Raw genomic sequence first — 12,453 nt, 5'->3', positions numbered from 1 at the left:
TTCTTTAGCATCTCCGTATAATTGTTCGGATTTATCCTTGGCTGGAATACTTATATCCCAGTCCCTTCCTCTAATTATTCGCTTTAATGTAGTTCTCATTAAACCATTTTAATACAATCTGAATCGTTTGATCCCAAAATGCCCAATTATGATCACCAGGCATTTCAACATAATGAAAGTCCTCAATTATTTCCTGTGCTTTCTTTCTAAACTTTAAGTTATCTTGATAAAGGAAGTCTTCTGTACCACAGATTTGCAGCATCTTCACCTGACTGTTTCTCTTCGTTTTTTCTAATAGGTAAAATAAGTCATTCTTACTGCCTTCCAGTTCGTTAATAGAACCAAAAATAGTAGAAAATGCTTTGTCTCTATTCCTATCTCTCTTCCATAGTTCTACGACATCCATCGCTCCAGATAATGATGCGAAGCTATTGAAGCGATCTGGATAAGTTAGAGCCAATTTTGTTGCGCCATACCCTCCCATTGATAGTCCAGCAACAAAATTAGCTTCTTTCTGATCCGAAATACGAAACCACTTTCTAACTAATGCAGGTAATTCTTCTGATAAAAACGTCCAATAGCGATTTCCATGTACCATATCTGTGTAGTAACTTAAATCTACTTGTGGCATTACAATGGCAAATTCATAGTCTGACGCATATCTTTCAAGTGATGTGGCAGTTAGCCATGCTTCATCATTATCGGACCAACCATGTAATAGATAGATAACAGGCATAGGGGAGCTATTCTCTTTATCAGGAAGATATATATTCATAGAAGTCACTTTCCCTAAAACCTCAGAACGAAAATTCACTTTAGAAATAGCCATTTTATACACCTACTTTTTATTAGAGATAAAAGATTTGCCTTCTACAAAACTTGTGATAATCGATTCATTCTCTGCTTCTTCATTATTTATCAGCTGAACAACCTTTTCAGCTGCAACCATTCCCCAACGATGCTTAGAATAAGAAATCGTTGCTAATGACGGATTTAAAAAGGAGCCGATTTCTATATTATCAAATCCAATAAGGGAAATATCTGTACCTATCTTTCTATCTTTATTTCTAAAATATTTATAAATTCCCACGGCCATTTCATCATTAAAAGAAAAAATAGTAACAGGAGGACCTGTCATCTTCGAATGAATAATTTCCGCAGCAGCATACCCTGATTCCTCTGTAAACGCAGATGGAATAACCTCATACTCTACTCCATAGCGAGCTAATTCACGTTCACTCGCTTCCAGCCTTTGGCGGCTATCAAAAGCTTCTTCTGGGCCAGTTACTAAATAGACTTTATTAGGGTCACTTGCAATGATTTTTTCCATCGCTAAGGTCGCTCCGCCTTTATTATCCAATAGTACTTTTCTAACATTTGGGCAACTTATTTCTCGATCTAATACAACGAGAGAATGACCCCGATTGGCAAATTGAATAATTTCTTCGGTGCTAAAGGTCCAATCTAATATAATTCCTCCATCCACCATTCTTTCCGGTAGAAAAAGGTGGGACTTTTGCCCACTACAAACAATCATATCGTAGTTGTAATGAGCAAGACCTTTTTTAATTCCTTCTAATAGCTCGCCATAAAAGCTCCCACCATAATCAGCCAGGTAGACTGCTATAATTTTTGTTTCCTGCTTTTTCAATGTTCTCGCTGCCATATTAGGAATATAATTGAGTTCATTTGCAATAGCAGTTATTCTTGCACGAGTGGCTTCCGTTACCTTTGGACTGCCATTTAGTGCATAGGATACGGTAGAAATAGAAACACCAGCTGCCTTAGCTATATCTTTAATCCCTACCATTGCCTTCACCCCTTCCTACTAGCAGTATATTTCTAATGTATTTTCTTGTTGTAAGTTCTTCTTGATCACTTCTTTATCTAAGCATATTCCACCCATTCGATAAAGATTAGCTTCAAACTTACCTTCTACTACATTGCCATTGAAAATTATCTTTCTATCTTCATGTCCTAGCTTATAGTTAATTTTTACAGGCTTATCGAATAATTTAAAGGCTACTGTTAAGCCATTTAATCTTTCTGGTAGAACCGGATCTATAATAAACGTAGTCGCCGTTTGGCGAATTCCTAATACATTGCTTATCAACTGATTTATATAGATTCCTGGGCCACTGGAGTAAATACGCCAGCCACCTTTTACAGCAACATCGCCATTTTTAAGTTTACCAAAATTCTCTTGTGCTTCATACCTAGTTTTGAAATCGCCATCAGAACTGCTGAAATAAACATTACTTTGGCGAATCGCTGCATTTTCCACTCGGTCTTTGATGCCAATTGGATTAATCGTATTTAATCCTTTCCACGTTTCTTCCGCCTTCCCTAACTTCGCCATTGCTTCCGTAAAGCGAATATGGGCATGGACATATTGCAAACCAATTTCTCTACCAAAATTAGCAGCCTGTTCTGCGCGTTTAAAGTTTGTGCTTACCCCACCTTGATAGAATGCAGGACGATTCATTAAACGCACGCCATCTGGAAAATATAAATTTTCTTTAATTATTTGATAATGATGCTCCGCCATCTCAGGTGTAATTAATTCTGCGATCATACTTCTCGTCATTGGCAATAATCGGTATTGAATATTTGTTTTTTCATCTTCTGGATGTATCATTAATTCCACATGATTCGAATCTTCCATATAAACAAATCCAGGTATCGTATCTGTGCTTAATATAAATCTATCAAAATCCGCTTTGATATTTTTCACCAAATCAAAAAGATATTCTGCATACTGATTATCATAATCCTTTAATGCCTTTGCCAAATTACGTAATGTCTGGTAAGTAAGAGCTACTGTCCAGCTACTAGCCATATTCTTTTTTAACCTGCTATCATACGGCTGTAAGGTATCGTCCCAATCCCCATCTCCATAGCATGATAAAAACGTATCCGGCAGAAAATTTGTTTCTATATAATGAATTTGTTTCTTTACATGTTCCAATAACGGATAGTGCGCCGCTGTTTTTTCAAATGTATGTCTGCTTGTATATGGAATAGGTTCATCCAATATGCTCGTATCACCTGTAAATGTTAAATAATCTCCAACAACCTTTAATGGCCATACGATTACATCGCCATGACTTTCATCTGCCTTAATCTTTTCAAAGCGATCAAACATAAACCACTGCGGCCAATTCCCATCATTTTCGAATTGGTTCGCATATACTTTTTTCAAAATTTCACGAACAATTTCAGGACGATTAACGGCAAAAAAATATTCAACTGGCCCCTGAGAAACATCCCTTGTTCCCCATGCAGCTCCTCCATATTGCTCTAATCCATGTGGAGATAGATAATGAACTAGCATATTATGAGAATACCATCTACTAAGCAGGTTCATTCTCTCTACTTCTTCCTGAATTAGCGGATTCTCATGCTTCATTTGAAAACCATTCAGTAATTCATCCAGATAACGCTCATAGCTTTCCGTCTCTTCCGTTTCATTCTTTCGATGATGTTGATAATCTCCTTTATGCAAATTCCCTTGAATAGTTAGGTTTACTGCATGTTCTTGATTCAATTCTACCATGACTAGCGGGAAGCTAGACGATTCCTCAGAAGAAACAAAAACCGTTTCATCTTTCAATGTAAAGGGTTGTTCAACATGTACATGATACGTTAATTCTGGATATCCTTGACCAACAGTAGAATTAGGTGTTCCATTAAAAGTGATGACTTGATCTGATTGATTCCATTTGAATGGAATAGAATCTTCACCATCATTCATTAAAATATGGTTGCTAATGATAAAGTCATATTTTTCCCCTCTTATACTCTCGATGTTTAACTTAATCTCATAATCTTCTACAGAAGTATAATTTGTCACTACAATCAAGTCATCCGCCAGCTTGTAATACCATTTAGCGACGTTAAAGCCCATTTCAAATGCAGATGGCATCGCTAATAACTGCCACTGATTCTTTATTTTCATATAAATTCGCTGACCAGATTTCTTCATTATATTAAGTGAATTTCTATTATTACTCATCATCTTGTTCATAGAGGTGTTTCCTAAAACAATTTGTGAGTTAAAAATACCGTACATATAGACTGTTGTTGCCATTACTGGTCTATCTACTACTAAATCAGTACCACTCAATAGAATATGCCCATGTGGTCTTTCCATTTGAACTTCCTTTTCTTTTAACACGACATGATGCTGATTATCCGTGAAAAAAGACATAAGCTTTTGATCTACCATCTCTTTTTCTATTTGATTGCCAAATAATTCATTTACTTCTTTAGGCGTCAATATTTCTGTTTGTACAACCTGATTAGCAATATTAGTTATTTTATTTACCGGTTTCGTAACCTGCTCCAATTTGTTTGCTTCTGTCCAAATTTCTTCTATTTGTTGAGTAGTGAAATATGGTTTTTCTACAGCTGTTGGATGATTTTCTAAGATAGAACCATAAAAAACAACCGATTGTTTCTCTTGTACATGTTGTTTCTCTGTTTGCAAAGAGACATAGGCCATTTCATATTGATATACCTCCGTTGGCAAGCTTTCCTTTCGCAATGCTTCAGGAATGTTTGTTTCTTTGTAAGACTTCCCAAAGAATTGATAACCATCTGTACTAAATCCGATTGTCTTTTGTAAACACCCTTGTTGAAGATATGGAAACTTCGCCCCTTGTGGCTGATTTTGTCTAGAACAGATTGTATATCCGTATTGTGTATCAATATGATGATCAATATATTGAGACACATATGCCTCATTTGATTGAACTGCTCCTTTTGCTGCAATCCCAATATCTTGCCCATATAATAAATCTACTGTTTGATCCCCTTGTAAACTAACTTCCCAAAACCATACATCATGTGAAGTTAGTAAAAATTGGACTTCATAGGATACACCTTCAAAGCTGCCGCTCCAAATTAATGTGTGCTCACCTACTGATAGTTGACTATCTGATCGAACACCAAGTAAAGGTGTAGAGAAAATTTCCCCTTCCTTAAACACTCGTAAATAGATTTGGTTCGCACTACCATCTAATAGATTCCCTATGAGTTGGTTGACCATTATATCTTTATGACGAATTTCATATATATCCCCGCTAGGAAGAAAAGAAAAAGTCGTATCATTCCCATTCAAAGTAACTGTTTGAGTATTCATGTCTTCATTCCTATCCTCTTATCTTTTTTAATTCAAAACATTTTGATTGAAGTTCTATACTATTTGGTCCGACCATTACTTCAAAATCACCATTATCACTAGAGAAGTTCATATTTCTATGTGTATACCGAAGCTGTTTCTCAGAAATAGCGAAGGTAACCACTTGCTTTTCTCCGCTTTCTAATTGAACTTGCTTAAAGTCTATTAATTCCTTAACAGGACGTACAACTTCACCAACTAAGTCACGAATATAAAGCTGGACTGTTTCTGTAACGAGATAGTCCCCTCTATTCTCTACTTCCACTGTAACCTCTATGGCTTCTTCCTCTGATATAACCTCTTTATCTAATTGTAAATTACTGTAAATAACTTCACTGTAACTTAATCCATAACCGAATGGATAGCGTGCGTAATTAGAAACATCTAAGTATTTAGAAACATATTTTTCATCCGGATTTTCTTCATAAGGACGACCTGTATTATCTACATTGTAGTAAATCGGCACTTGTCCAACATTTTCAGGGAAACTCATGCTTAAACGCCCACTTGGGTTTACATCTCCATATAAGACGTCACTTAGCGCATTTCCACCTTCTGTACCAGGGAACCATGCTTCTACAATGGCAGCTGCTCCATCTAGTTCACTAATATCTAATGGACGGCCATTATATAAAGTAACGATAATCGGCTTACCTGTATCCTTTAATAGCTTGAATAGTCTAATCTGCTCTTTCGGTAAACAAATGTCACTTCGACTTGCTGCCTCACCACTCATCCATTCTTGTTCACCCAAAGCTAATACTATGACTTCTGCATCACTCGTTGCTTTTACTGCACATGAGATCATATCTTCTGATAATTCAAAGTAGTCACAAGGCATTTCGGCAGAGATAATATGATCAGATTTTGCCTGCATTCCTTCTAATAACGAAACAGCTTCATCCATTTTCCCTTGCCATGACCATGCTCCTAAGATGTCCTGTGAATCTGCTCCCGGTCCGACGACTGCTACTTTTTGATTCATTGATAATGGTAAGACACCATTGTTTTCTAGTAATACAATCGATTTTGCCGCTATTTCTCTAGCTTGTTTTCGATGTAATGTTGATAAAATTACTTCTTTCTCCCGGTCTGCATCTGCTCCACGATGAGGATTTTCAAATAATCCTAAATCGTTTTTCAGTTCTAAAATTCTCAGTACCGCTTCGTTTAACAACTTTTCTTCTACTACTTCTTCCTCGATTAACTCCTTTAAATAATGAGCATAACAAGTGGTCATCATCTCGATATCGACCCCTGCCTTTATAGCAAGCTCAGCAGCCTTTTTTTCATCTCCAGCTACTCCATGGGCAATCAGTTCTTTCACTGCTCCCCAATCAGAAATAACCACCCCACCAAAACCGAACTGTTCTCTTAATATCTCTCTAAAAAGCCACTCGTTTCCAGTTGCCGGAATTCCATCTACTGTATTGAAAGAGGTCATTACTAATTTTGCCCCTGCATCAATAGCTGCTTTATAGCTTGGCAAATAGCTTTCCCTTAATTGACGTTCAGACATATCTACCGTATTGTAATCTCTTCCACCTGCTGGAGCACCATATGCTGCAAAGTGTTTCACACAAGCTGCTACTCGATCTGTATCGCTTTTCAAATCTTCCCCTTGATAGCCACGCACTAATGCTTTAGCAAATTCGCCATTTAAATAAGCATCTTCTCCTGTTGATTCCATTACTCTTCCCCATCGAGGGTCGCGCACTAAGTCAACCATTGGTGAAAAAGTAACGTGTAAACCGGATACACTGGCTTCTAATGCAGAAATTTGCGCCATTTTTTCTGCGGCTTCTAAACTCCATGAACTTCCTAATCCTAAGGGAATCGGGAATATGGTACGAAAACCATGGATAATATCAGCCATCATTAATGTTGGAATACCTAAGCGATGCTTATTCATATATTCTTTTTGGACACGTATAGCTTCTTGAGCTCCTGATAAGCCCAAAGTGGATCCTGCTTGTTTAATATTTTCTTCCGTTAACCCTAAATCGGTTAATGGTCCTGTCATTTCTTCATTTTTTTTTGTGTAAAAATCGGCTGATAGCTGTAGAAGCTGATCTACTTTTTCCTCTACTGTCAATTCGTCCACTAATTTAACTAACTCTTCTTGTCTCATTTACATGCTCCTTACTTTAATCCTGATACATTAAATCCTTGCAGGATGTATTTTTGGAATATCATGAATACAATAATGATTGGAATAATCATAAAAGTAGAACCTGCCATCTGTAAGGCATAATTACTTGCATATTGTCCTTTTAATAGTTGTAAACCAACAGATAAAGTATAGTATTTCTCATCATTTGCCATAATTAACGGCCATAAGAAGGAGTTCCATGCACCAATAAAAGTCAGGATTCCTTGTACTGCAATAACTGGGCGTGAAACCGGCATTATTATTTTCCAAAATATTTTCCATTCACTTGCACCATCTAATCTAGCTGCTTCTAGTAACTCATTCGATATGGTAGACATAAATTGACGGAATAAGAAAATAGCGAAAGCTCCAACTAATCCCGGAAGAACAATACCTGCCATTGTATTCGTTAAGCCCATTGCATTCAAAATCAAATAAACTGGTATCATTGTGACTTGCCCAGGTATCATCATCGTTGCAAGCACTAAATAAAATAAAATATTCTTTCCCTTGAAGTTATATTTTGCAAATCCATATCCCGCCATCGCGTTTAAAATTAATCCGCCAAATGAGCAAAGGACGATAATTAATGTATTCTTTAAATACACTGCAAAGTTAAACGCTAAAAACAGTTCTTTAAAATTAGCTAAGGTAAACTCCTGTGGCCAAATGGTTGGTGGAAACTGCATAATTTCTGCATCGGTCTTTAAGGAAGAAAGGATCATCCAAATAAATGGTAAGACCATAAAAAATCCGCCAACTGTAAGAATAATTCCAACAATCCACTTCGAAGTTCTCGTTTGTTTTAGAGATGTATTCATAGCTATTTCCTCCTATATTGATTCTTCATCACTCTTACGCTGAATGCGGAATTGAATCAATGTAACGATAATAATCGCAATAAATAAAATAAATGATCCTGCTGCTGCATAACCAAACTTACTAAATTGGAACCCGTTCCGGTAAATAAATAGTGCAACTGAAGTAGTACTATCTAAAGGTCCACCATTGGTCATAATAAATGGCTCTTCGAAGAACTGTAACCAGCCAATCATAGTAGTAATAGTTACAAAGAAAGTAGCAAACTTAAGCATCGGTATCGTAATTTGAAATAATTGTTGGCGTCGATTAGCTCCATCTAATGAAGCAGCCTCATAATATTCTTTCGGTATACCTTGAAGAGCTGCTAAAAAAATAATCATATTCGTACCAATTGCTCTCCATAAAGCGAGAATAATTAATGAAATTTTTGCCATCGTTGGATCTTGCAACCACGGAACCGGAGAAACATTGATCAGGGATAGCAAATAGTTTAAAAACCCAAAGCTTGGATTATAAAGATAACTCCACACTACTGCTACAGCGACCACATTTGTTATAGATGGCGTATAAAAAATTAAGCGAAAAAATTGAAATATCTTATTTTCTCCAAAGTTAATCATGACAGCAATACCTAAAGAACAAGCGATAACTAAAGGTACACCAATAACCACATAAAATAAGGTATTTCCAATTGATTTAAGGAAAACAGGGTCTGTTAAAATTTCCTTATAATTGCTTAATCCCACAAAATTGATTTGTGACCAATCTGCTAATCCGACTAAACTAATATCTGTAAAGCTAATAAAAAATGCTACAACAATTGGAATTAAGGAAAACAACATTAGTAAGAGCAATGCAGGAGATATAAATAGGTAAGGGGCTCTTTTACTAGTAAAGTTTCTCAATTTTAAAGCACTTCCTTTACTTTAAATAGAAAAGGAGCATCTCCTAGAAGGAAGATTCTATTTTTCTAACGTATTTGATCAGTTTTTTATTACTTCTGATCGAACCGTTAGTATTTAGGTAGCTTCCTCCAAAGTTTGAGATACTCCTCTCTGCTCGTTTATTTGCTTAAAACTTTTTCTGTTTCCGTATTAAACGCATCTAGTTCTGACTGTACATCTTCTCCACCTAGATAAATTTTCTCAAAATGCTTCAAATAGTTTTGTGCAATTTCTTCAAATTCAGGAATTAACGGCATTGGACGAGAATTTTCCATTTGCTCTCCAAATACTTGATATAATGGATCACCAGCTAATTTTTCATCATTCCATGCTTCTTTTACTGTAGGCATTGCATTCGTTAATTCTAACCATTTTAATTGATTTTCCTTTTTCACCATAAAATCAATAAACTGTGCCGCTTGATCTTTTTTCTTTGAATGTTCAAATATTGTTAAATTAGAACCGCCAAGACTTGAAAAATTATTTTCTTTACCAGAAGGTAGAACAGCAGTTGCCCATTTGCCTTCAATATCTGGCACTGTGTCATTAACCGCTTTTACCATCCATGGACCACTAATAAACATTGGTACAATAGCATCGCCTGAGAACGTTTGCGAAACATCCATTCCTAAGTCCTGCTTAGGTGCATAACCTTTTTGAATCATATCATTTAGATACGTAACTGCTTCTACAAACGGTGCCTCGTTAAAATGTGGCTTTCCGTCATCAGACAATAAATCAGAACCGTTTTGTCGTGCAAACATGAAGCCTAATGTTTGTTCCTTAGAGTCTACATTTAGGCCATACATATTGTCTCCTCGTTCTGATAATTTCTTTGCTGCATCTTCAAGTTCTTCCCACGTTTTAGGTGCCTCTGTATATCCAACAGATTCTAAAATATCTGTACGATAGAATAAAACTCTTGTTTCTGCAGCCCAAGGTATAGCATAATATTTATCATCAAACTTTGTTGTTTCTACTGAACCTTCAAAAAAATTATCTAGGTTTAAATTATCGTATTTATCGATGTATTCCCCCATATCAGCTAGTGCACCAGCTGCTTGAAATTCCGGCATCCAAGTAGTACCCATTTGAAGTACATCAGGACCTTGTTTCGAAGCTACCGCTGTCAATAATTTATCATGAGCACTAGCCCAAGGAATTGCTTGAATTTTAACTTCAATACCAGTTTCTTTTGTAAATTCCTCTGCCATTTTAGGGAGTTGTTTCACTTCATCACCCATCCCCCAAACTGTCAGTACTTCTGAGTTACTAGCATCATTCTTACTATCAGAACATCCCGCCATTAATCCAACTGCAAGTAGTGCTGTGGTTCCTAGCAATGCAAATTTCTTTTTGAAATTCATTCTTGTTTCCTCCATTTTTAGATGAATTTTATAGAAACGTTTCGATATAAGTAAGTATATATCACGAATCATTACTTTGCAAGCGTTTTCTAATTGTATTATTTGATTTTATATATAGAAACGTTTCACAAAGATAAAAAAATGCCCAACAATGTTTAAAGAAAAGTACTATCAACAATTTTTATTGATAGTACTTTTCTCTTTAAGCGTTGTTGAGACATCGAAAATAAAATAGGTTTATCCTCTAAAAAAATCCTTTAGCACTTGAAAATCTTCTCTTACGTCAATCTTATTCGGCTCAGCACTTTGTAATTTTTCAATGATAGATGGCAGCCCATTTAATTCTTTATTGTCGGTGTATTCAATAAAAGATAGTTCGTGTAGCCAATCATTATAAGAATGCTTCGCTTTTCCATAGCTGTTCCCAAATACTAGACAAGGGGTCTTAGTAATAATAGAAAAAATCATGGCATGCAGGCGATCTGTAATAATTAATTTTTTCGAACCAATTTTATCAAGCATTTTCAATAACTGGTCTTCTCGGTCCGCATAATCGATCACATCAACCTCTGAAAGTACCGTATCTGTTCGCTCGACAAGATTATCTTTTCCTACTAAGTTCATTAAATCAGACACAAAACTTTCTTCCGTGACCTTTTCCTTGTCCGCTCTTAAGACAAATAGAACACCTTCCCTTTCAAGGTCCCTCGGTTCAATGGAAAGAGATAACACCATATCCGGAGTGTACAGCACATTTGCTTGGAAAGTATCTTTCAGAATTTCTAAAGTCTGCTTCTCTCTTGCTACTAATGTTAGATTAGGGTTTTGGTTATATGCTTCCTGACTTTTTTTCTTTTCTGCTCTCCCTTCCTCCGTATCTTCAAAAAAGGCTGATTGTGGGAACACAATCGTGCGATAATCTTTAAATGACTCAATTACCTTTCTGCGATCCTCTTCAATATCTACATATAAGCTTCCTAAATTTCCTCCACCTGTAAAACAAACAATATCGTCTGCATTAATAATCTTTTTAACTAGCTCTATTCCTTCATCTGTTGCATAATCCATAATTTCAATATATTCATAGTATGGAAAACAATTTTCAATAAATTTTTCTTCCGCATATGCTATTGCCTGATCTCCCATATTCGTATAACTCGGAGATCCAAATAGAAATACCTTTCTTTTATCATTAAATAAAGCATCCTGATTAACATTAGGAGCAATTCCTTTTACTATACTAAACTCTTTTCTTGCTTGATTTAACATAACATTATTCCTCCTTCTATAGATCTTCGGGTTTATTGTCATGTACCCAAAAGGAGTAATAAGTATTCCGAAAATAGTCACTTTCTCTCTTACCTTCCTTTTTTCCATGCTAAAAGAATTGCTTGGCCGTCACTTGGCGCATTTTCTCCATAATCAAAAGGAAGCAATGCAAAAAAGATATAGTAAAAAGAGAAATACGCAAACTGATAGAAAAAGGAGCTTCTTGGTAAAATATCCTGAATGATTAAGAAATTAATCACTAAAACAGTTAATAAGTTAAATAAACTGCCTCCCCCATGAATTAAAATTCGTTGCCATCTCTTTTTTTTCTCAATCCCTTTATAATGACAAGCTGCGTCTATAAAATAAAACAAACGAATATGGATGGGACCAATACAAAATATCTCTTTACCCTTGCCAACGATCAAATCACCCTTTCCGCCAAATAGCCAAACAAAAAAATGGTGTCCAACAGCATGAATAAAGCTAACAATAGGCAAAATGACGAAAAAGGCCCATGCAAATTTATCAAGATCACTTAGGGAAAACATCGTCATCCTCCCTTCTCTTCCTATTAGGATGAACGGTTCAAGTGCTACGAGTGTGTAGAAAAAAATAGATATATGTAAAATACCTCTACTATTCTGAAGTGAATCCTCTATTAGAGATTTGATAGATATTGGTAATACTTCTATGTATAATTTATTTATCAGAAAA

The 12,453-nt window shown here is 35.8% G+C and carries 9 protein-coding genes; all 9 read right to left on the bottom strand.

The features are described 5' to 3' along the window. Positions 1-70: 70 nt before the first annotated feature. Positions 71-829 (bottom strand): alpha/beta hydrolase, encoded by a 759-nt coding sequence (locus NST60_RS12030; RefSeq protein WP_224427574.1) that lies wholly within the window; start codon positions 827-829, stop codon positions 71-73. Positions 830-838: 9 nt separating this feature from the next. Then, positions 839-1,810: a LacI family DNA-binding transcriptional regulator gene (locus tag NST60_RS12025; protein ID WP_016201589.1), complete on the bottom strand. Its 972-nt coding sequence runs from the start codon at positions 1,808-1,810 to the stop codon at positions 839-841. An 18-nt stretch (positions 1,811-1,828) separates the two neighbouring features. Next, positions 1,829-5,143, bottom strand: a complete 3,315-nt coding sequence (locus tag NST60_RS12020) for a GH36-type glycosyl hydrolase domain-containing protein (RefSeq protein WP_224427575.1) — start codon at positions 5,141-5,143, stop codon at positions 1,829-1,831. A gap of 10 nt (positions 5,144-5,153) precedes the next feature. Then, positions 5,154-7,313: a glycoside hydrolase family 3 N-terminal domain-containing protein gene (locus tag NST60_RS12015; RefSeq protein WP_101728936.1), complete on the bottom strand. Its 2,160-nt coding sequence runs from the start codon at positions 7,311-7,313 to the stop codon at positions 5,154-5,156. 11 nt (positions 7,314-7,324) lie between these two features. Beyond that, positions 7,325-8,155: a carbohydrate ABC transporter permease gene (locus NST60_RS12010; RefSeq protein WP_016201586.1), complete on the bottom strand. Its 831-nt coding sequence runs from the start codon at positions 8,153-8,155 to the stop codon at positions 7,325-7,327. 12 nt (positions 8,156-8,167) lie between these two features. Further along, entirely contained in the window at positions 8,168-8,998 is an 831-nt protein-coding gene (locus NST60_RS12005; protein WP_411955776.1) for a carbohydrate ABC transporter permease, read from the bottom strand. A 221-nt stretch (positions 8,999-9,219) separates the two neighbouring features. Beyond that, on the bottom strand, positions 9,220-10,467 hold the full coding sequence (locus NST60_RS12000) for a sugar ABC transporter substrate-binding protein (RefSeq protein WP_341098847.1): 1,248 nt from the start codon (positions 10,465-10,467) through the stop codon (positions 9,220-9,222). A gap of 237 nt (positions 10,468-10,704) precedes the next feature. Next, positions 10,705-11,736, bottom strand: a complete 1,032-nt coding sequence (locus NST60_RS11995; RefSeq protein WP_016201583.1) for a polysaccharide pyruvyl transferase family protein — start codon at positions 11,734-11,736, stop codon at positions 10,705-10,707. An 89-nt stretch (positions 11,737-11,825) separates the two neighbouring features. Next, positions 11,826-12,287 carry a hypothetical protein gene (locus tag NST60_RS11990; RefSeq protein ID WP_101728937.1) on the bottom strand — a complete coding sequence of 154 codons (462 nt, stop codon included), beginning with the start codon at positions 12,285-12,287 and terminating at the stop codon, positions 11,826-11,828. Positions 12,288-12,453 lie beyond the last annotated feature (166 nt).

It is taken from the genome of Niallia sp. FSL W8-1348, from assembly GCF_038006745.1.
Classification (GTDB): domain Bacteria; phylum Bacillota; class Bacilli; order Bacillales; family Cytobacillaceae; genus Niallia; species Niallia alba.
The sequence above is the reverse complement of the archived record's forward strand: the minus strand, read 5'-3'. Positions and strand labels throughout refer to the sequence as shown.

Coding starts and splice junctions, on each gene's coding strand:
- NST60_RS11995 (WP_016201583.1), bottom strand. CDS start 11,736: ATGTTAAATCAAGCAAGAAAAGAGTTTAGTATAGTAAAAGGAATTGCT.
- NST60_RS12000 (WP_341098847.1), bottom strand. CDS start 10,467: ATGAATTTCAAAAAGAAATTTGCATTGCTAGGAACCACAGCACTACTT.
- NST60_RS12020 (WP_224427575.1), bottom strand. CDS start 5,143: ATGAATACTCAAACAGTTACTTTGAATGGGAATGATACGACTTTTTCT.
- NST60_RS12005 (WP_411955776.1), bottom strand. CDS start 8,998: ATGTTGTTTTCCTTAATTCCAATTGTTGTAGCATTTTTTATTAGCTTT.
- NST60_RS12025 (WP_016201589.1), bottom strand. CDS start 1,810: ATGGTAGGGATTAAAGATATAGCTAAGGCAGCTGGTGTTTCTATTTCT.
- NST60_RS11990 (WP_101728937.1), bottom strand. CDS start 12,287: ATGTTTTCCCTAAGTGATCTTGATAAATTTGCATGGGCCTTTTTCGTC.
- NST60_RS12030 (WP_224427574.1), bottom strand. CDS start 829: ATGGCTATTTCTAAAGTGAATTTTCGTTCTGAGGTTTTAGGGAAAGTG.
- NST60_RS12015 (WP_101728936.1), bottom strand. CDS start 7,313: ATGAGACAAGAAGAGTTAGTTAAATTAGTGGACGAATTGACAGTAGAG.
- NST60_RS12010 (WP_016201586.1), bottom strand. CDS start 8,155: ATGAATACATCTCTAAAACAAACGAGAACTTCGAAGTGGATTGTTGGA.